Raw genomic sequence first — 18,430 nt, forward strand, 5'->3', positions numbered from 1 at the left:
TGAAGAGCTGGAAGATCCTGCGCGACTGCCGCCTCAAGGGCGACGGCATCCACTACGCCATGCTCGGCATTGCTCGCCTGCACAACCTCAACCTCGCTGAATGACAGGTGAGTTCATGCAGCGGTCGCCCATGTCAAAACCGACCTCAATATCAGTTACGGGACAACCTTTAGGGGCTTGTTCTGCTTGGTCATTGCTCCACCTTCCAGGCATGACCGCTGGGTGCGGCCCTGGGCCGACGCCCAGGAGGAGGGAGCAAGGACCAGCACTGGATGCGATCCTAGACAAGTACGTGGCATCGGGGCGCTGTTGCCGGGGTTTCGCCCGACCTGACGGGACTCGATCTTTGGGCTCGCCCGTCAAGCGGGATGGCGGGGCCAAGGGGGTACTTGTGTGCCGTACAGGTTGAGAACTGTGAGGGTCGGTCGGCGGTGGGACCTAGTTGTATTGACCCGCAGCGTTGTTCACGCGGCTGATCGGTGGGTGGCCGCCGAGTGCGGTGTGGCAGCGGTGGTGGTTGTAGGTGTGGAGGAAGTCTGCCAGGGCGGCGGTGCGTTCGGTGTTCGAGGTGTAGGGCCGCAGGTAGGCCCATTCGTCGAGCAGGGTGCGGTTGAAGCGCTCGACCTTGCCGTTGGTCTGCGGCCGGTAGGGCCGGATCTTCTTGTGGGTGATGCCCGCGGTGGCCAGCGTCTGGGTGAACAGTTTGGACTTGTAGCAGGAGCCGTTGTCGGTCAGGACCCGTTCGACGGTGATGCCGTGGGCGGCGAAGAAGGCGTTCGCCCGCTGCCAGAAGCCGGCGGCGGTCGCCTTGCGCTCGTCGGTGAGGACTTCGCTGTAGGCCAGGCGGGAGTAGTCGTCGACGGCGGAGTGGATGAACGAGTAGCCGATCACCGGCTTGCAGCTGCGGCGTCGGTCGGTGGTGGCGAGTTTGTTGTCCATCGCCTGGCGGCGGTCCATGACCTTGTGACCGCCGCCGTCGGGGATGTTGCCGAGCTTTTTGATGTCGACGTGGACGAGTTCGCCCGGCCGGGCGCGTTCGTAACGGCGGACGATCGTGCCGGTGGGCCGGTCCAGCCAGGCCAGGCGGTTGAGGCCGTGGCGGGTCAGGATGCGGTGCACGGTCGAGGAGGGCAGGCCCAGAACCGGTCCGATGCGGGCCGGGCCGAGCTTGCGGTCGGTCCGCAGTCGGCAGACTTGGGCCTCGACCGCGGGCGGGGTGCGGTGGGGTGTGGTCCGGGGCTTGCTGGAACGGTCGTGCAGGCCGGCCTCGCCCTCGGCCCGCCAGCGGCGGATCCACTTGTGCGCGGTGGGCCGCGATATGCCCATCTCGGCCGCTACATGCGCGACGGGACGGCCGGACAGGACGCGTTCGACCAGGATCCGTCTGCCGTGAACGGTCAGCCGGGCATTACGGTGGGACACGAAGACCTCCGTGCGGTGCAGTCCTAGACAGCTCCACCACACCGGAGGTCTTCGCCATGATCAAGACCCCAGCCCTGTCAACAACGCTCGTGCTCAATACACCTAGGGCCACAGGCGCCGCGCGAGATCGGCGGCGGCCTTCATCATGCGGGGGTGCGCTGAAGGGTCCGTCTCCGGATCCAGGACGGTCGGAGGGTGTGTGCTGTGCTTCTTGCCGCGGACGATCAGGCCGTGATCCGGGAATCGCCCGAGAACTGGGGTGCCGTAGCGGGCGAGCTGCTCCTCCACCGCGTGATCGAACTCGTCGAGAGCCTCGTCTTGGTCTGCCGGGGGCAGGAGGAGCAGGCCGGTCACGGGGAGGCGCGCTGTCTCGTATGACCAATTTTTCTGGCGCCAGGCGATGGCGGACTCGGCCGGTGTGAGTGCCACGGCGCGGGGTGCGTCGCCGGAAGCGGGAGGAAGGGGGAGATGCCGTTGGTAGGGGGTGGCTCCCCGGACCAGGAGACGGATATCGGCGAGCGGGGTGTACGCGGCTTCGTCCAGGACGTAGTCCGAGTCGTGGGAGACCAGCAGAACCCGGTCGGCACGGTGACGTGCTTCTGCCACGGCGGAGGCGACCAGTGCAGTCGATCGTTCAGGTTCCCACAGCCACAGTTGCCCGGGAGGGGCAACAACGCGCAGACGTCGGCTCCCTCCCGTCTGTGCCCTGGGGCTCGACGCGGTAGCCCAGTTGGGTCGTCCGGGATCTCCGAAGGAGAACCCTTCGTCGGCCCGAGGTGCGACCACGGCAGTAGCCAGACCCTCAGCCGCCCAGGCGGCTGCGATCCGTTCAGCCGCCCACACCAGGCGGTCCCGGCCGTCGCCCATCAACTGCACGACCGCGCCGGAGCGGTCGTGCTCGACTGGCCCGGAATGCGGTACAGGGGTGCGACTGGCCCGGCGGCCATCACCCAGCACCGTGAGCGGCAGACCAGGGCGCGGCTGCCTTGTGACAAGGGGCGCGCGGCGGCTGCGTACGGTGAGCACTCCCCGGTTCCAGCGGGCCGGGTGGACCGCTCGGATCGTGCACTCCTCGATGCTGCACACGTGATCCAAGACCGCGAAGCCGTAGCCGGCAACCGGGTCGGTGAGCACGGCCAGAAGGCGCTCGTCGTCGAAGTGCGGCCCTGCGACCTGGCGTTCGAGGATCCAGTCGAGCCCGTAGTCGGTCAGACGAGTGCTCAGGTGCACCCCGGCGTAGCCGGCCAGCCGATCCCACAAGCGCGGACGCCGGAGCAGGCGGCTCCCCATGGAGGAGGACGCGCTGAGCTGCCGCACCAGGCTCCGTCCGACTGGTTCCTGCCGCGTGGGCCGGGGTTCGGTGGCTCGCGGGTTCCAGCGCACGGTGTGTCCTGCCGCCTCGGCCTGTTCCCGATGGGCGGCCAGCAGAGCCCCCAGATCCGCTCCGTGCGGCCCGGCCACTCGTACCTCAGGTGCCGGGCTACGGCCGTACCCTTCCGGGTTGTACGCCCATTCGCGGAGCCCGAACCGCAGTCGCGAGCGCACCGGCTGAGCGGTCAGTTCGCGCACACCCTGCCACGGCCCCCTCTTCGTGCGCAGCGGCAGAAGACCGAGCAGAGCTTGCACGTCTTCTGCCCGCTCAACACGCAGGTCCAGGCCGTGATCAGCGATTTTGGCTTCGCGGATGCCGAACGGGCGGTCGCCGCCGGTCGTCGCTCCGAGGGCGGACAGCAGCGTGGACTCCAGCAGTGCGTGGCCCGACCAGTCGGCGTCCGGGATCAGATGGTCGTATCGGCTGCGCTTGCCCAGCCGCCGACGCGCATCCTCCAGGGATTCTCCGGTGAGCTCCGCGGCCGCGTTGCTGAGCTGATCGATGTCGAACATGATGCGGTCCTCCGAGCCGCCCCCGACCTTGGCAGCGAAGCCGCATGACAACACAGAAACAGAACGCGACGAACGGGATTTGATCGACGGACGTGGGTTCTCTGCCGATGCTTGAAGGTCGGGTCAGCATCCAGAACTGGCCGCGTCAGAGGCCAGGCACGACGCAGTGTAGCTCACGTACGCCCGGCTGCGGCTGCCATAAGCGCGCATCACCCGCTTGAGTGACCGACCCTCCCTCCCCGGGCGCACCCGTTTCGCCGGCCGGGTCCTGACTACCCACAGGCAGGCCCACGACCTGTTGGCCAACACCGAGCTGCAGATCTATCCCGGCAGGGCGATGACCTGCGTCTTCGATGCCGCGAAGGCCCCCTGCCAGCTTCGCCGCAGTCGGGACGACACCACCCGGACCCCCGACCAGGACGACTGCCGTCCCAACTGTCAGAACATCGCCTACACCGACCGCGACATCGCCGACCTCGAAGCCCAGGCTGCCGAACTCCAAGACGTCGTTGACGACCCGCTCGCCCCGTCGATCCGCAAACGGCGCGACCGGCACGAACTCGCCCGTATCCGCAAGATCATCAACGACCACACTCGCGCGAAATGACACGTCACATGGGCACTGCGACCGATACCTGGCCCTGCGGGAGCCCGATCGGCAACGGCGGGCGATCCTCGCCGCAGCCGACCGGCTCCTGGCAGGCGCACCGCGCAAGTCCAGCGGCAACCTGTCCACCGTCCAACTCGCGGTCGAGGCCGGGGTGAAGTACTGGATCGTCGCGCAGAAGCACACCGATCTGCGCGATCACTTCCAGCAGCTGGCCCGCAAGGCCAAGAACACCCCCGCTGCCGTCCGCAAGACCCAGGATGCCCGCGAGAAACTCAAACAGGACCACGCGGAACTACGACGCCACTGCGCCGACCTCGAAGAACTTGTCCAGACCTATGCCCACGCGATCAACGAGCTCGCCCGCGAGAACCAGCAGCTCAAAGACGGACTCAGGGGCTCAACCGACAACGTCCGCCCACTGACGCGGAGCCGACGCCGCCCCTGAACGACGTCCGGCGCTTCCCGAGCCGGGGCGAAGGCCGTCGCCCACCTGGCTCAGGGCCCTTCCAGTCACCATCTGAATATGGTTCTTCCGTGTTGGGCCGACTGTTCTAACCTCATGGTCGTGAGTGGACAACTGGAACCCCGCGCGACCGTTGAGGTTGCGACCGAGGCAGAGACGGCCCTCCAAGGACTGCAGTCGTTCGAGGCGCTGGTCCTTGGCATCCTCGCGAAGTCGGGGCTCCCGACAGACGGCATTCTGGTCGGCCTCGACGAACGGCATGTCTTGATGGAGAGCACCGGCTTCGCGCTCGCCAAGCTGCCCGTCCACAAGCGGGGCCAGGCCAGCTACATCTCCAAGATGATCATCGCGGGGAGTGTCGGCCTTTTCGACGCGGCACTGAACTACCTCTGGGACGAGACCGTCCTCGAACTCCGCAAGCGTGTCGTGAACTTCGACCTCCAGTACTTCTACGAAGTTGCGGAGAAGTCCGACAAAAGGCGCCAGGACCTCAAGGACGAGAACGACCTTCCCAAGCTCGACGATCAGAAGCTACTCAACGGCTGCCGAGAGATCGGCCTGATCAGCGACATCGGCTTCCAGGAACTCGACCTCATTCGCTATATGCGGAACTGGGCGAGCGCGGCCCACCCCAACCAAGTCCAGCTGGACGGCCTTCAACTGGCCCACTGGCTGGGCGCCTGCATCAAGCACGCGATTACGCTGCCCTACGACCAGATCACCGCCCAGGTCCAGAAGCTCCTCGTGAAGGTCAAGGAGAAGCGGCTCGACGACGGCGCGGTCAAGGAGATCAGCTCCTTCTTCGTGAACCTCCCGCCGGTCCAGGCCGACCCTCTCGCCTCCGGATTCTTCGGCCGCTACACCGACCTCACCACCGGGCCGGAGACCCTGGACAACGTCCGCCGCCTCTGGCCCGACCTCTGGAAGCAGGTCTCCGACGAGGCCCGCTACAACTTCGGCATCCGCCTCGGTCGGTTCCGGGCCAACGGCGACCAGGAACAGGCAGACCTCGCGCGGCAACTCATCGACCTCGTCAATGGCGCGACCTATCTGCCCTCCGAGGAGCGGGCCTGGGAGATCGACACCGCCCTGGACGAGCTGATCGACGCACACAACAACTGGAACAATTTCTACACCGAGCCGCCGATCGCACGCCGACTCCAGGAACTCGTCGGTCAGCAGGGCGACGTCCCAGATGGGCTCAGTCGGAAGTATGTGCTCGCCGTCATTGAGGTCTTCCTGACCAACGGCAACGGCGTCGCCATCAACGCCGACCCGATCTATCAGGACCTGATCACCAGGTTCAATCCGAACCAGGCATCCCTCGCGCTGAGGTCCTTCACGGACACCGTGATCGCCAGCAAGCTGCAGTGGAAGCTGCCGCAGGCGAAGTGGGCCGAGCTTCTCCGACTGATCGGCAGTAAACTGACCGGCCGCAGCGATCGCGAGCTGTTCGACGCCGTTCAAGCCTTCGCCGGCCAGCCGCATGTCCTGTCGAAGGACCCCGGAATCAAGGTCCAGGTCCAGCGCTTCGAAGGCTGAGGGGAACGCAGATTGACCGGTCTTGTGTCACGGCGACGGCCGTGACACAAGACCGGTCAGAACCCTGTCGGCTCACTAAGAACTCCTATCGCAATGACTTCAGCCGTCGCCAGCAGATGAGTGCGCATCCGAGGGTGAGGAACGCTTCGTGGATGTCGTCGCGTATCTCCCAGCGGATTCGCAGCCGGCGAAACCAGTGCAGATGGGCGAACGCGCGCTCCACGACCCAGCGTTGGGTGCCCAGGCCGGAGCCGTGCTCGGTGCCGCGGCGGGCGATCAGCGGCTTCACGCCCAGGTCCCAGACCAGGCGGCGGTACTTGTCGTGGTCGTAACCGCGGTCGCCCAGTACCACGTCCGGGCGGCGGCGGGGCCGGCCGCGCTTGCCCCGCACGGGCGGCACGGCCTGGAGAAGCGGTATCAGCTGGGTGACGTCGTTGCGGTTGCCGCCGGTCAGGGTGGCGGCGAGCGGGATACCGGTGGCGTCGGTGATCAGGTGGTGCTTGCTGCCCGTCCTGCCTCGGTCTACGGGGCTTCGTCCGGTCTTGGATCCCCCTTTAACGCGCGGATATGGGAGCCATCGACCGCCGCACGGGAGAAGTCCAGGGCGTTCGCGCCGCGGAGTTTGGCCAGGAGGACCTCGTGCAGCCGGGGCCACACCCCGGCCTCGGTCCACTCGGCCAGGCGACGCCAGCAGGTCATGCCCGAGCCGAAGCCGAGTTCCTGCGGGAGGTGTTCCCAGGCAATCCCTGTGCGCAGGACGAACAGGATGCCCTGGAACACCAGCCGGTCTGGATGCCGCTTGCGTCCCGGATGCCGGGTCCGGCGCTCGACCCTGGGCAACAGCGGCTCGACCACCGTCCACAACGCGTCATCGACTTCCCACGGCTTCGGCCGAGCCACCCCGCACCCCCAGATCACCGGTCCCGGAGTGATTCAACCACCTCGAAGATCATTTCGTTAGGAGTTCTAAGTCTCGAACAGCCCCGGAGTGTTCGAACTGATCCCCAGCTCGCGCCGGACCCTGTCCGCCCGCCTTTCCGGAAAGGCGTTCAAACGCAACCAGGATCCTGTTCCGGGGTCCTCTCGGCGGACAAGCCACACGGGCACGTCCTTCAGTAGGCCCCGCAGACACATGTCGGACGTTCCGCCCGAGCCCGGATCGAACTGATCGTGGAAGGCGACGATGAGCTGAGGGTGTTTCCTCCAGCAGCATCCGGGTGTTGCGTTCAGGCCCGGCCGCACTCCAGTTTTTCGGGCGAGCCCGGCGCTCGGCCTGCCAGTCCACAGGGAAACAGCGGTGACGCTCGGCTCCCAGGCCACGGGCATTGCACCAGTCATGAGCTGCACGGTCAGCGCCTGAAGCAGCGCCCTCGATGACGACGAGACGATCACCATAACGAGTAGTCAGCCGATCAAGGGCGGACTCCACCGTCGCTGGCCAACGCCAGCGTCGGCTTCCGCAGACCAGTACGCGGGGTTCGCTCAGCTCGGCCTTCACGCGCACCATCATCGCCGACGGCCCGTCCTCGATTGGGCTCGCCCCGGTTTGTCAGACCCCGGTGTTAACGTCCCCGCATGGGTTCCAACGGCTGTGTGTTCTGCGGTGTGACCAGCGACTTCGTGAAGATCACAAACGAGCACCTCTTCCCGGACTGGGTCAACACGGTCCTGACACCCCAGGTCATTGGCCCGAGCGTGTCCAACACCCGGACCTGGGCCGGCAAGAACCAAGCGCCGCAGTCGAAGACGTGGCCCGTGAACGCGCCCGCCACGACCAAGGTCCGGATTGTCTGCGAACCCTGCAACAACGGCTGGATGAGCGACCTGGAAGGGTCCATGAAGCCGCTCCTGAAAGATCCCATCCTCGGGAGAGGAAGGGCTCGCTTCACACCGCAGCAACAGCTGGACCTGGCTGCGTGGGCCTGCATGAAGACGATGGTCTTCGAGTATTTCTGGCAGGACGACGACCCGGTCTTCACCTCGGCGGACCGAGTAATCGTCCGCACTCATGGCCGCCCGCCGGCGACTACACGCGTCGACATAGCTGCGGTCGAATCGCAAGGTCAACCGCTCCAAGCGTTCCGCGTCGCCTACTCATCGCCAGGCACTGGCTCGGATGGGGCGCAAGTCGATGGTCTTTCCCTCTGCATGACGATGGCCATTGGTTGCTTCGTCGTCCAGGTCCGCGGCGGTTCAGGAGCAGGGGAACATGGATTCGTCGACTACGGACGAGTGCGCGCAGACTCCGTCAGCATCTTCCCCCCAGCCCTTCCGCACGCCGATTGGCCACCTGCGAGCCCCCTGAACGACCAGACCATCCGAGCCTTCGCTCATCCCCGCACCCCCATCGACGACTGAGCTGGACAACAACAGGACCGCCATTCTCCCCAAACCAGTCAAGGGCTTAAAGTCCCAGGTCCCAGCCCTTCGGTCTGGGTTTCCATCAACCGTCCTAGGCCAGCGAGAGACCGGCCGGTATCGACGCAGCCGCCCACCAGGCCACGCTCACCGCGGGCGGCCGGACCTTCGCCGTCATGGGCACCGGCATCGCCGCCCCCGTCTACCCGGCCGGGAACAGGCTCCTGGCTGGCGCGATCATCGACGCGGGCGGCGCGCTCCGCTGGCGGCGCAGGGTGGCGAGGTCGATGGTGGCGGTGACGAAGGTGGCGACATCGCCGTGGTCGAAATGGCCGATGGTCCGGCCGGTGCAGTCGATGATGGTGGCGTGGCCGCCGAAGAAGTCGATGCGCTGTTTGTCGGCGCGGGTGTAGGCGGCGGGGTTCGGCGCGAGGACGTACATGGTGTTGTCGAGGGCCCGTGCCCGGTTCTGGATGTCGAAGGCGTCGGTGGTGACGCTGGGCAGTGGGTAGCTGGTGCGGTACGCGATCTCGCAGCCGACGAGGGCGAGGCCACGGGCGTTCTCCGGGTAGCTGGCCTCGTTGGCCATCATGACGCCGAGGCGGCCGATGGGGGTGTCTGCGATCGGCCAGAAGGCGTCCGGGCCGTACTCGCGCGCCCACCGCCCGATTTCTTCCGTCTTGGCTCCGGGCAGGCTGATGGCGCAGGTGCGGACGTAGGTGACGTGAAGACGGCGGTGTGGGTGAGCGCGTACAAGTGGTCGAGGTTGGTGGTGATGTCGTTGCGCTGCTGGATCTCGGTGATCTCCGGGATCAGGCCGACGGCTGAGTAGGTGGTCATGCAGCGGTGCCTCCTTTGGTCGACCGCCATCCTGGAGTGTCGGTCGGACAGCATCCGTGAGTTGGGTGGGCCGGAGGGCCGAGGGGCACTGAGTTCGGCTGCAGCAAGCGGGTGGGCGGCACCTTGGTTTGGCGTGCCGCCCGATTTCGAGTTAGACGTTAGGTTTTGCAGATGAAGGGCGAGTTAAGGCCCATGAGGCCCAGGTGTTAGTACCTTTCGGTGTGATGATAATTGCGCGCACGTTGGGTTCGTTGGTGATGAGCGTCAGTGCAGTTCCGCCGCAGGGGATGTCCGCGCGGGTCTTTTTCGTGCCGTCCGTAAGGATCTTGCTGACGCCGAGTGATTCGGTGCCGTAACAACGTAACGCCAGGACATCTTGCGGGTAGTCGATACGTTCTGGGATTCCGGGAGGAACGACTCCGGAGCGAATTGCACGGCTTGCGTGCGGAAGGTCGGCAAGGAACATCTTCTGAAGCTCCTTGTGAACGGCCGCCGTTACGTCTTTGTCGTTCGAGTGGGTCACGGTTTGGATGTCCGCCGCCTCGGTGAGACCGAACACGCTTACGCAGGCGGCGACGAGGGCTACGGCCACCCAGGCGGCCGAGCGGGGGCGTTGATGGTCGCGCCGGTCATCCAAGCCTGAGGGGCTGTAGGTGCGGGTTTCCGGGTAGTGCCATCGAGTGGGGCTATGGCGACGCGATTCTCTCACGGGAGGTCTCCGTTTCGATGAGGTGCGGCTGCTGCCGCCGACCTCTCGTCGGAGACAGGAGCGGTCAGCCGTAGGCGGTGATGGCTTTCGCCAGGAGGGGAACTGTCGATCCGTGTGCTGCGGCGAGTTCGCTTAGATGCTGGAAGTCGTCCAGGTATCGCTTCACCTCGTGCTGTTGCTTGAGGGTGAGGAAGGCAGAGACGATTTCCACCTGGACCGTTTTGTCGTCGAAGATCCAGAAGTCGTGAGCTTTGTGGGCGGCTCCTCTGTCGGCGTCGCGGGGGATGATGCCGAGGCTGACGCTGGAGTAATCGGCTACCTGGATGAGGCGAGTGAGCTGATTGAGCATCACGGAGCGTTCGGCGTATCTGGTGTAGAGAACGTCTTCCTCAAGGACGATCCGAAACTGGCCGCTGCGTAGGTACTTCTGCTTTGCTGCTCGAATTGCTACAGCGGTGTCGAAATCTTCGTCGCTGAGCCCGCGGCGTGTGCGGATACCGCTCAACACAGCGCGGGTGTAGTCCTCCGTTTGAAATGGGCCGGGGATATAGCTGAGGGCATACGCCTTGTATCGCTTCGTGTCTTCCCACAAGGGGATTACGTGTTCTTGGGCTTTGGCCAGGCCGTTCTTCTCCAGTTCGCGCCATTCCACATGCATGGTGGCGATGGTTTCGGCGGCGAGGATCAGCTCGGGGGCTTCTTCTGGCTGGCCGCAGGCTGCGGTCCAAGTCTTGATGTCGTCCGCACTGGCGGACATTTGTCCGTTTTCAATGCGGCTGACTTTGGAGGGGTGCCAGTCGCAGAACGCAGCCAGGGCCTTGCCGGTGAAGCCCCGGCTCGTTCGCAGGGCACGGAGCTTGTTGCCGAGGTCGCGGCGCGCACGCTGGACGCTTTCGGGTTGAGGCATGACGCACAGTGTGCCGTCAGGCTTCCGCTACGAACCAACCGGCGAGATCAGTAGGTTTGACGACGTATCAGTTGGCTTTCTAGTGTTCGTCCACCTGATTCGGTGCGCCGGCTTGCGGGGTGCTCTCGGCGGGCTGGAACAGCCGGAAGAGCCGCGGCGGGAACTCGACGATCGTCTCGTGGTCCGGGATCGTGATGCCTGCCAACCTGACGGCGGCGTTCGTCACGCGCCACCCCTGGAGCAGGTAACTGTGCGTCTCGTCGTCGTAATACAAGGTGGGCGACCCGTTGTTCGGGCTCTCCGGGTCCTTGCAGAGCAGATGCAGGGCCACTAGTCCTCCGTTGACCTCGTGGGGGAGTTGACACCACGAGCGTGATCGACAGCGGAGCGTGAGCGAAAGAGAATTGCGCAAGATTGCTTCATGATCAACTTTGAGAGGGGGAATTGTGTGCAATATTGCAGAGTGTGATGTTCGTCGCATCTCGGGGATATCTGTCCCAGCCGCAGGACGACGTCTGAGTGTGCGCCCGCATGTGTCTGCTTCGAGATCGAGGCGGTGTCCGTAGCGGTAGCTACACTGATCGACCGCGCGGGGGGCGCGCTCTGGAGGAGATGTATGGTCCGGCCCCTGCCACCTCGTCGTCCTGTTTGGCTTTCGCTGTGATGGACGGCCGATCTACCCCATTTTCGGTGCCTCGTCGGAGGGCGAGACGAACGACCGGCTCGGCAAGTCACCTTCACCCAGGACCGGTTGGGCAAGATGCTCACCCGCGAAAAGGCGCAGGGTGAGCGGGCCGCGATCAAGCGCCTGCTGAGCCAGCTCGGCTTGGTCGCCCAGGGACCGGCGCCAACTGCTCGGTGTAGGCGGCCCTTACTGGATCTTTGCTGCGTCCGCGTCGGCGGGCGAAGGCTGCTTCGTCCTGAGCGGATGGATTTTGCGCCGTGACGCTCATTTGACGCTCGTGGCGCCTCCATGGAGGGAGATAAGTCGAAAAAGTGTCTCTGACCTGGGGCTTTCCCTGGCCTGTTCAGGCCGACATCTTTCCTATGACGCATCATGTGGAATGCGTCGCGATCCTTGAGCCCGCCGAAAAGGGTCGCTGACCTGCGGCTTCAGCGGATGGTCGCCATGTGCGTTACGGGCGATGCCTTGACGCTGAAGTGACGCTCGCGGAGGTGTTTCGACGCTCCTTCTGATGGGGCGTCACGCCCTCAGCGGTGTTGCTCAGCGGGCTCGCGGATTCAGCGCTCGGACCGCAGCCGCGTCCACCGGGCGAGAGCGGTGCTCAATCACCACCAGGTGGGGGCCAGCCAGACGGTCACGCCCGCAGCGACGACGAGCCCGATGTTGAGGGTGATCTGGCGATCTTCGCCGGTCAGGTGGACGGCGCCTGCGCCCACCTGCAGGAGTACGAACCCGATGGCCGCGGCCAGTGCCAGCGGAGGTGCGATGCCGGTCAGTGGCGGCAGGATCAGACCGGCTGCGCCCAGTATTTCGACCGCGCCCAGCGCCCTGACGGCGGGCAGGGGTATGCGGTCGACCCAGCCCATCATCGGGCGGAGCTGATCGCGGCTGCGGATCACTTTCATTGCGCCTGCGTAGAGGTAGAAGAGGGCGAGCAGGCCGGCGATGATCCAGTAGGCGATGTTCATGATTCCTTGACGACGGTCAGGCGGGTGTCATCCCGCCGGCTTCAGGTGAGGTCGGTGGCGGGCTCGGTCGCGTAGCGGCTCATGATGTGGATGGCGGCCTGTGGCGTCAGCGGCCGGCCGTCGGCGATCAGGTTCTGGAGGTCTCGGAAGTACTGCACGTACAGGGCCGGGGTGAATGTGCTGAGCATGACCGCGGGCTCGTCGGTCGGATTGGCGAAGGTGTGCGGGACGTGGGGCGGAACCATCACGAGCGTGCCCGTGGTGGCGTCGTAGGTCTTGTCCCCGACGGAGAACCGCACCGTGCCGGAGACGATGTAGAAGCCCTCGTCGTGCTGGGCGTGGCGGTGCTGCGGCGGTCCGGGGGTGTGCGGGGCGAGGACGGACTCGGCGATTCCCAGGCGGTGCCCGGTATGACTGCCGTCTTCGAGGACGCGCATGTGCGTGGCGCCCAGGACGATCGTCTCGCCGTCTTCGGGACCGACCACCGATACGGCGGGGTCGGCGGGTGGTTCGCTGGTCTTCGCTTCGTCGATCACGCTACGAGTGGACCGCCGGAGACCTGCCGGTGTCCAGGACCCGTTCCGCAACGCCGATACCTGATGGGTATCGTTGCAGAGTGGAGCTGCATACCCTGCGCTACTTCGTAGCAGTCGCCGAGGAACTCCACTTCAGCCGGGCCGCCGCCCGGCTGCACATGAGCCAGCCCCCGCTGAGCCGGGCGATCAAGCAGCTGGAAACCGAGGTCGGTGCCCTGCTGTTCATCCGCTCGCCTGCCGGCGTCACGCTCACCCCGGTGGGCGCGGTGCTGCTCGACGAGGCACGGGCCCTGCTCGACCAGGCCGACCGCGTCCGCGTCCGCGTGAGCGCGGCGGCCGGTGTCGCGACCATGACCGTCGGCATCCTGGGTGACAGCACCGACCCGGGAACGACCAGGCTGGCCGCCGCTTACCGTCGAAGCCACCCCGGCGTCGACATCCGCGTCCGTGACACCGATCTGACCGACCCGACGTGCGGGCTGCGCGCCGGACTGGTGGACGTCGCCCTGACTCGCGCGCCGTTCAACGAGACCGCCCTGACGGTGCGTGAGCTGCGTACCGATCCGGTGGGCGTGGTCCTGCGCGCCGACGATCCGCTGGCCGGCCGTGGCCGGCTGCGGCTGGCGGACCTGGGCGACCGCCGCTGGTTCCAGTTCCCGCAAGGAACCGACCCGGTCTGGCAGTCGTACTGGAACGGCGGCGAGCCGCGTGAGGGTCCCGTGGTGCGCGTCGTCCAGGAATGTCTGCAGGCCGTGCTGTGGAACGGCACGGTCGGTGTGGCCCCGCTCGGACACGACCTGCCCGCAGAGCTGGTCGCGGTGCCGCTGACCGACATGCCGCCGAGCCGAGTGGTGGCGGTGTGGAAGGAGGGTGACACCAACCCTCTGATCCGATCGTTCATCGAGATCGCCACAGCCGCGTACCGCCAGTGAGCAGCCGGCAATCGGTGCCCGGGCCCACCGGCGGGCCGGAAAGTGGTCGCGTCGGCGGGTTCCGGCCGGTTCTCCGGCGAGTCGGACATCTTTCGAGAATTCGCACTGATGGGTCGTGTGGGCTGCGTGGGGCGGGTACCCGAGTTTCGGCCAATCCAAGGGGCTCGGCCCGACGAGGAGGCTGCGGTGAGTGCGAGTGACGTCCCGAGTGCCGGCGCGACCGGCACGCGGCAGGCCGGCCGGCTCCGGCTGGACCTGCTCGGCATCTATCTCAACGACCATCTGGCGGGCGCCACCGTCGGCACCAACCGGGCCCGTTACCTGGCCCATGCGACTCGTGGCACCCCGATAGGCGAGGCACTGGCACCGATCGCGCGTGAGATCGCCCATGACCGGCGGAGCCTGCTGGACATCATGGCCCGGCTGGGTGTCCCGGCGCGCCAGTACAAGGTCTGGGCGGGCCGGGCGGCCGAGTTGGCCGGGCGGCTCAAGAGCAACGGCAGCCTGGTCCGCCGGTCCCCGCTCACCACGGTCGTCGAGCTCGAGTTGCTGCGGCTCGGCGTCGAGGGCAAAGCGGCCGGCTGGCGCACGCTGCGTCCGCTCGCCGAGACGGACGGGCGCCTCGACCCGAGTCAGCTCGACCACCTGCTCGAACGGGCCGATCGGCAGCTGCGCACGCTCGAGGAGATCCGCTTCCGGCGGTCGCAGGAGGTGTTCCGGGACCTTGGGTGACCGACCTGTTCCTCGGCGGGGCCGAACACCCGCCGTTCCGCAGAAGACGCTAGGTGTAAGGCGCAACAGAGGAGTGCCGTGATGACTGTTCCCGAGGAGAACCGACCGAAGACGCACACCACCGACGAGGTGGTCATGGAACCGGCGCAGGACCAGGACACGGAGGGGCGTACCGGCGGAGCGAAGAGCCGCGACCTGCGTGAGGCGATGGACGAGGCGGGGATCGAACCGGACGACTTCGAGGACCGGTAGACACCGCCACCCGCCGCGCTGTCGAGCCCGGACGAGCACGGGGCCGGCCCCCTTGGACCGCTGCCTCCTCCGTCGGTGATTCCGGGCGGGTGATCGCCCGGATCACCCCGCGCGAGGTCGTCGGCCGGAGCCGAGGCAGGTCCCGGCAGAGCCTCGCCGAGGGGCGGCGGTGACCGGCCCGTTCCCGGCCTCGTCGGGCCGGCCGTCACCCGCCTTCGCCGCACCGCCGTGGCCGCGCTCGCCGCCGTCCCGGGGCGAGGCATGCCTGCGGTCGCGCACCGCCGAGGACGACCCCGTCCGGTACGACCCCGTCCGACCCCGTCCGGGCCACCACCCCGGCTCTACCGGCGGTCGGTGCGGGCCGACGGAGCGACAGTCGGCGACACGTGGTGACCGTCCTCGCGGATGCGCCGACCGGGATCGGGCGTGGGTTCGAGGCGGACGACGATGCCCTTCGACGTGGGCTGGTTGCTCATGTCGGCGACGCTGTCGAGCGGCACCAGGACGTTCGTCTCCGGGTAGTAGGCGGCGGCCGAACCCTTGGCCGCGGGGTAGGACACGACCTGGAAGTTCTCGGCCCGGCGCTCGGTGCCGTCCTCCCAGACGCTCACCAAGTCCACGCGATCGCCCTGGGCGAGACCGAGTTCGGACAGGTCGGCCGGGTTGACGAGGATCACGTGGCGGCTGCCGTGGATGCCGCGGTAGCGGTCGTTGTCGGTGTACGGGACGGTGTTCCACTGGTCGTGCGAGCGCAGGGTCTGCAGCAGCAGGTGACCCTCGGGCGCCCGGGGGACCACCCGCTCGTTGCGGGTGAACCGGGCCTTGCCGGTCTCGGTCCTGAACACGCCCTCGTTGACCGGGTTGGGCAGCTGGAAGCCTCCCGGACGGGTCACCCGGGCATTGAAGTCGTGGAAGCCCGGCACGATCCGGGAAATGCTGTCGCGGATGGTGCCGTAGTCGCCCTCGAACGTCGCCCAGGGGATGTCCTTCGCGGGGTCGACGCTCAGCCGGGCGAGCCGGCACAGGATGGCGACCTCGCTCAGCAGCACAGGTGAGGCCGGTTCGAGTCGTCCCCGGGAGGTGTGCACCTCGCTCATGGAGTTCTCGACGGTGACGAACTGCTCGCCGTCGGCCTGGACATCACGCTCGGTGCGCCCCAGCGTCGGCAGGATCAGGGCGGTGTCGCCGCAGACGGTGTGCGAGCGGTTGAGCTTGGTGGAGATGTGGGCGGTCAGCCGGCACGAACGCATCGCCTTCTCGGTGACCTCGCTGTCGGGCGCCGCGCGCACGAAGTTCCCGGCCAGGGCGAGGAAGACCTTGACGCGGCCCTCCAGCATCGCCTTGATCGAGTTCACCGAGTCCAGACCGTGCGGGCGCGGCGGATCGAAGCCGAACTCCTTCTGCAGGGCGTCCAGGAAGGTGTCCGGCATCTGCTCCCAGATGCCCATGGTGCGGTCGCCCTGGACGTTGCTGTGGCCGCGCACCGGGCAGGCGCCCGTGCCGGCGCGTCCCAGATTGCCGCGCAGCATCAGGAAGTTGACGATCTCCCGGATGGTCGGCACACCGTGCTTGTGCTGGGTGATGCCCATCGCCCAGCAGACGACGACGCGTTCGCTCCGCAGGACCTCGTCGCGGACCTTCTCGATCTCCTCGCGGGTCAGTCCCGTCGCCGCGCGCACGTCGTCCCAGTCGACCGTGCGGGCGTGCCGGGCGAACTCCTCGAAACCGGAGGTGTGGGCGTCGATGAAGTCGTGGTCCAGGACGGTGCCGGGACGCGCGTCCTCCGCCTCCAGCAGCAGCAGGTTCAGTGCCTGGAACAGGGCGAGGTCCCCGCCCGGCTTGATGTGCAGGAAGCGGTCGGCGATCTGGGTGCCCCGTCCCACCACCCCACGCGGTTTCTGCGGGTTCTTGAAACGCCGCAGACCCGCCTCCGGCAACGGGTTCACCGCCACGATGCGGCCACCGTTGCGCTTGGCCTCCTCCAGGGCCGAAAGCTGGCGCGGATGGTTGCTTCCCGGGTTCTGTCCCACCAGGAAGATCAGGTCCGCGTGGTGGAGGTCGTCGAGACTCACGGTGCCCTTGCCGACGCCCAGCGTCTCGTTCAGGGCGAAGCCGCTGGACTCGTGGCACATGTTGCTGCAGTCGGGCAGGTTGTTGGTGCCCAGGGCGCGGGCGAAGAGCTGGAAGACGAACGCGGCCTCGTTGCTCGCCCGGCCGGAGGTGTAGAAGACCGCCTCGTCGGGCGAGTCCAGCCCCTTCAGTTCCCGCGCCAGGACGCCCAGGGCGTCGTTCCAGCCGATCGGCTCGTAGTGGTCCGACCCGGGCCGTTTGATCATGGGCTCGGTGAGCCGGCCCTGCTGGTTGAGCCACATGTCGGAGCGTGCGGCCAGATCGGACACGCTGTGCTCGCGGAAGAAGCCGGCGGTGACGCGGCGCGTCGTGGCCTCGTCGTTGATGTGCTTGGCGCCGTTCTCGCAGTACTCGTTGCGATGACGCCGGCCCGGAGCGGGGTCCGCCCAGGCGCAGCCGGGGCAGTCGGTCCCGCCCACCTGGTTCATGGTGAGCAGGTCGACCCCGGTCCTGCGCGGGGAGGTCTGCTCCAGGGAGTACTCCAGCGCGTGCACGACGGCGGGCACCCCGGCCGCCCACTTCTTCGGTGGTGTCACGGAGAGGGAGGTCTCCGGCTCCTCACCGGGCGGGTTCTGCATCGCTTGGCCTTTCTCTTGCCGGGTGCGGTACGCGGGTCAGCCGACGGGCCACTGAGCGACACGGCTCCTGGGCGGTTCCGGGGAGTCGTGCTGGACCCGGCCGTTGCGGATGGTGCCGCGCCAGGCGCCGCCCTCCTGTCCGAGTCTTTCGATGAAGTGCTTGAAGCTCGCCAGTTCCCGGCGCACCAGCCGCGCGGTCAGCCCCACGGCCCGGGACGAGCGGGTGAGGACCTTCGCGGCCCCCTGCGGCTGGAGGAGCATCCGGACCGTGATCGCGGTGCCACCGGACTCGGTCGGCCGGAACTCGACCTCGCCCTCGTGGCCGGGGTGCTGCTCCAGGCCACGCCAGGCCAGGTAGGCGTCCGGGTCCTGTTCCACGATCTCGATCGCGAAACGGTGACGCAGGGGGCCGTAGCCGATGGTCCACGCGCTGACGGTGGGCCTGATCTGCTCGACGTCGCGCACCACGGTCGAGAAGCGCGGGAACGTCTTGAACTGCGTCCACTGGTTGTAGGCCGTGCGAACCGGCACCGCGACCTCGACCGTCTCCTCGACGTGCCGCTCGCGCAGCGGGCGGCGGCGCGTGACGCCGTCGCCGTCGGAGCGCAGGCCCGGGGTGTTCGGCACGGCCTGCCCGCCGTCGTCCTCGTGCGCCATCGTGCTCCTTCTTCCGCTGAGGGAGCCGGGCGTCGGCAGACCCGGGCCCTCCCTTTGTGGGGCAGGGCATCTCTTCCGCTTCCCCGATCCCGGGTATCGAGTCATCCGACCGCGCGGGCATTCCGGGCGGCCCCGAGCGCAGGACGGGCCGGGCCCGGCCCGTGGGAGGGCACCGAGCCGCTTACGTCGAGGGACCGCGCCGACGTGACCTGCTTGTCTCGTGGC

19 protein-coding genes and 2 pseudogenes are annotated in these 18,430 nt (G+C 67.1%); 9 read left to right on the forward strand and 12 right to left on the reverse strand.

What is annotated here, in order from left to right:
* Window positions 1-104 (forward strand): annotated as a pseudogene (locus ACWEEU_RS20820) (IS5/IS1182 family transposase); the annotation flags it as partial.
* Between the two features lie 334 nt (window positions 105-438).
* On the opposite strand, the gene ACWEEU_RS20825 reads toward ACWEEU_RS20820, so the two are convergent.
* A complete protein-coding gene (locus tag ACWEEU_RS20825) occupies window positions 439-1,422 on the reverse strand; it encodes an IS481 family transposase (protein ID WP_451734115.1) in 984 nt (327 codons plus the stop codon).
* Window positions 1,423-1,524: 102 nt separating this feature from the next.
* Window positions 1,525-3,306, reverse strand: a complete 1,782-nt coding sequence (locus ACWEEU_RS20830; protein ID WP_451734117.1) for a hypothetical protein — start codon at window positions 3,304-3,306, stop codon at window positions 1,525-1,527.
* 298 nt (window positions 3,307-3,604) lie between these two features.
* On the opposite strand from ACWEEU_RS20830, the gene ACWEEU_RS20835 reads away from it, so the two are divergent.
* From ACWEEU_RS20835 to ACWEEU_RS20845, 3 genes are all read left to right on the forward strand, one after another.
* Window positions 3,605-3,913, forward strand: a complete 309-nt coding sequence (locus ACWEEU_RS20835) for a hypothetical protein (RefSeq protein ID WP_451734119.1) — start codon at window positions 3,605-3,607, stop codon at window positions 3,911-3,913.
* 154 nt (window positions 3,914-4,067) lie between these two features.
* A complete protein-coding gene (locus ACWEEU_RS20840; RefSeq protein ID WP_451734121.1) occupies window positions 4,068-4,361 on the forward strand; it encodes a hypothetical protein in 294 nt (97 codons plus the stop codon).
* 120 nt (window positions 4,362-4,481) lie between these two features.
* Window positions 4,482-5,921 (forward strand): hypothetical protein, encoded by a 1,440-nt coding sequence (locus ACWEEU_RS20845; protein WP_451734123.1) that lies wholly within the window; start codon window positions 4,482-4,484, stop codon window positions 5,919-5,921.
* Window positions 5,922-6,006: 85 nt separating this feature from the next.
* On the opposite strand, the gene ACWEEU_RS20850 is transcribed toward ACWEEU_RS20845, so the two are convergent.
* Both ACWEEU_RS20850 and ACWEEU_RS20855 read right to left on the reverse strand, forming a co-directional pair.
* A protein-coding gene (locus tag ACWEEU_RS20850) for an IS5 family transposase (protein WP_451734125.1) occupies window positions 6,007-6,821 on the reverse strand; the annotation gives its coding sequence in 2 pieces (ribosomal slippage) (window positions 6,007-6,492 and window positions 6,495-6,821; 813 coding nt in all).
* Window positions 6,822-6,870: 49 nt separating this feature from the next.
* The gene (locus ACWEEU_RS20855) at window positions 6,871-7,431 is read right to left on the reverse strand and encodes an SLOG family protein (protein WP_451734127.1); all 561 of its coding nucleotides are present in this window, start codon (window positions 7,429-7,431) and stop codon (window positions 6,871-6,873) included.
* 65 nt (window positions 7,432-7,496) lie between these two features.
* Here ACWEEU_RS20855 and ACWEEU_RS20860 point away from each other — a divergent pair, with 65 nt between their 5' ends.
* Window positions 7,497-8,279 (forward strand): hypothetical protein, encoded by a 783-nt coding sequence (locus ACWEEU_RS20860; RefSeq protein ID WP_451734128.1) that lies wholly within the window; start codon window positions 7,497-7,499, stop codon window positions 8,277-8,279.
* A gap of 119 nt (window positions 8,280-8,398) precedes the next feature.
* Window positions 8,399-8,692: a hypothetical protein gene (locus ACWEEU_RS20865; protein WP_451734295.1), complete on the forward strand. Its 294-nt coding sequence runs from the start codon at window positions 8,399-8,401 to the stop codon at window positions 8,690-8,692.
* On the opposite strand, the pseudogene ACWEEU_RS20870 reads toward ACWEEU_RS20865, so the two are convergent.
* The 6 genes and pseudogenes from ACWEEU_RS20870 to ACWEEU_RS20895 all read right to left on the reverse strand — a co-directional run.
* Window positions 8,599-9,264 (reverse strand): annotated as a pseudogene (locus tag ACWEEU_RS20870) (nitrilase-related carbon-nitrogen hydrolase); the annotation flags it as partial. The gene ACWEEU_RS20865 and the pseudogene ACWEEU_RS20870 overlap by 94 nt on opposite strands.
* Window positions 9,265-9,270: 6 nt before the next feature.
* Window positions 9,271-9,828 carry a hypothetical protein gene (locus ACWEEU_RS20875; RefSeq protein WP_451734130.1) on the reverse strand — a complete coding sequence of 186 codons (558 nt, stop codon included), beginning with the start codon at window positions 9,826-9,828 and terminating at the stop codon, window positions 9,271-9,273.
* Between the two features lie 64 nt (window positions 9,829-9,892).
* A complete protein-coding gene (locus ACWEEU_RS20880) occupies window positions 9,893-10,735 on the reverse strand; it encodes a helix-turn-helix domain-containing protein (RefSeq protein WP_451734132.1) in 843 nt (280 codons plus the stop codon).
* A gap of 79 nt (window positions 10,736-10,814) precedes the next feature.
* Window positions 10,815-11,066 carry a hypothetical protein gene (locus ACWEEU_RS20885; RefSeq protein WP_451734134.1) on the reverse strand — a complete coding sequence of 84 codons (252 nt, stop codon included), beginning with the start codon at window positions 11,064-11,066 and terminating at the stop codon, window positions 10,815-10,817.
* Between the two features lie 959 nt (window positions 11,067-12,025).
* Entirely contained in the window at window positions 12,026-12,388 is a 363-nt protein-coding gene (locus ACWEEU_RS20890; protein ID WP_451734136.1) for a DoxX family protein, read from the reverse strand.
* 41 nt (window positions 12,389-12,429) lie between these two features.
* On the reverse strand, window positions 12,430-12,924 hold the full coding sequence (locus tag ACWEEU_RS20895; protein ID WP_451734138.1) for a cupin domain-containing protein: 495 nt from the start codon (window positions 12,922-12,924) through the stop codon (window positions 12,430-12,432).
* Window positions 12,925-13,004: 80 nt separating this feature from the next.
* On the opposite strand from ACWEEU_RS20895, the gene ACWEEU_RS20900 reads away from it, so the two are divergent.
* The 3 genes from ACWEEU_RS20900 (at window position 13,005) to ACWEEU_RS20910 (ending at window position 14,840) form a co-directional block, all read left to right on the forward strand.
* Window positions 13,005-13,856, forward strand: coding sequence for a LysR family transcriptional regulator (locus ACWEEU_RS20900; protein ID WP_451734140.1), 852 nt, complete (start codon window positions 13,005-13,007; stop codon window positions 13,854-13,856).
* 186 nt (window positions 13,857-14,042) lie between these two features.
* A complete protein-coding gene (locus ACWEEU_RS20905) occupies window positions 14,043-14,588 on the forward strand; it encodes a hypothetical protein (protein ID WP_451734142.1) in 546 nt (181 codons plus the stop codon).
* Between the two features lie 81 nt (window positions 14,589-14,669).
* Complete coding sequence (locus tag ACWEEU_RS20910; RefSeq protein ID WP_385743925.1) at window positions 14,670-14,840, forward strand: hypothetical protein; 171 nt, start codon at window positions 14,670-14,672, stop codon at window positions 14,838-14,840.
* 341 nt (window positions 14,841-15,181) lie between these two features.
* Here ACWEEU_RS20910 and ACWEEU_RS20915 read toward each other — a convergent pair whose 3' ends face one another.
* Complete coding sequence (locus tag ACWEEU_RS20915) at window positions 15,182-17,548, reverse strand: FdhF/YdeP family oxidoreductase (protein ID WP_451734144.1); 2,367 nt, start codon at window positions 17,546-17,548, stop codon at window positions 15,182-15,184.
* A gap of 36 nt (window positions 17,549-17,584) precedes the next feature.
* Complete coding sequence (locus tag ACWEEU_RS20920) at window positions 17,585-18,205, reverse strand: SRPBCC family protein (protein ID WP_451734146.1); 621 nt, start codon at window positions 18,203-18,205, stop codon at window positions 17,585-17,587.
* Window positions 18,206-18,430 lie beyond the last annotated feature (225 nt).

The sequence above is a fragment of the Streptomyces sp. NPDC005004 genome (assembly GCF_053600675.1).

Excerpts from the sequence above, each read along its gene's own strand:
- ACWEEU_RS20860 (WP_451734128.1), top strand. The coding sequence starts at position 7,497 with ATGGGTTCCAACGGCTGTGTGTTCTGCGGTGTGACCAGCGACTTCGTG.
- ACWEEU_RS20915 (WP_451734144.1), bottom strand. The coding sequence starts at position 17,548 with ATGCAGAACCCGCCCGGTGAGGAGCCGGAGACCTCCCTCTCCGTGACA.
- ACWEEU_RS20830 (WP_451734117.1), bottom strand. The coding sequence starts at position 3,306 with ATGTTCGACATCGATCAGCTCAGCAACGCGGCCGCGGAGCTCACCGGA.
- ACWEEU_RS20890 (WP_451734136.1), bottom strand. The coding sequence starts at position 12,388 with ATGAACATCGCCTACTGGATCATCGCCGGCCTGCTCGCCCTCTTCTAC.
- ACWEEU_RS20855 (WP_451734127.1), bottom strand. The coding sequence starts at position 7,431 with ATGATGGTGCGCGTGAAGGCCGAGCTGAGCGAACCCCGCGTACTGGTC.
- ACWEEU_RS20880 (WP_451734132.1), bottom strand. The coding sequence starts at position 10,735 with ATGCCTCAACCCGAAAGCGTCCAGCGTGCGCGCCGCGACCTCGGCAAC.
- ACWEEU_RS20920 (WP_451734146.1), bottom strand. The coding sequence starts at position 18,205 with ATGGCGCACGAGGACGACGGCGGGCAGGCCGTGCCGAACACCCCGGGC.
- ACWEEU_RS20910 (WP_385743925.1), top strand. The coding sequence starts at position 14,670 with ATGACTGTTCCCGAGGAGAACCGACCGAAGACGCACACCACCGACGAG.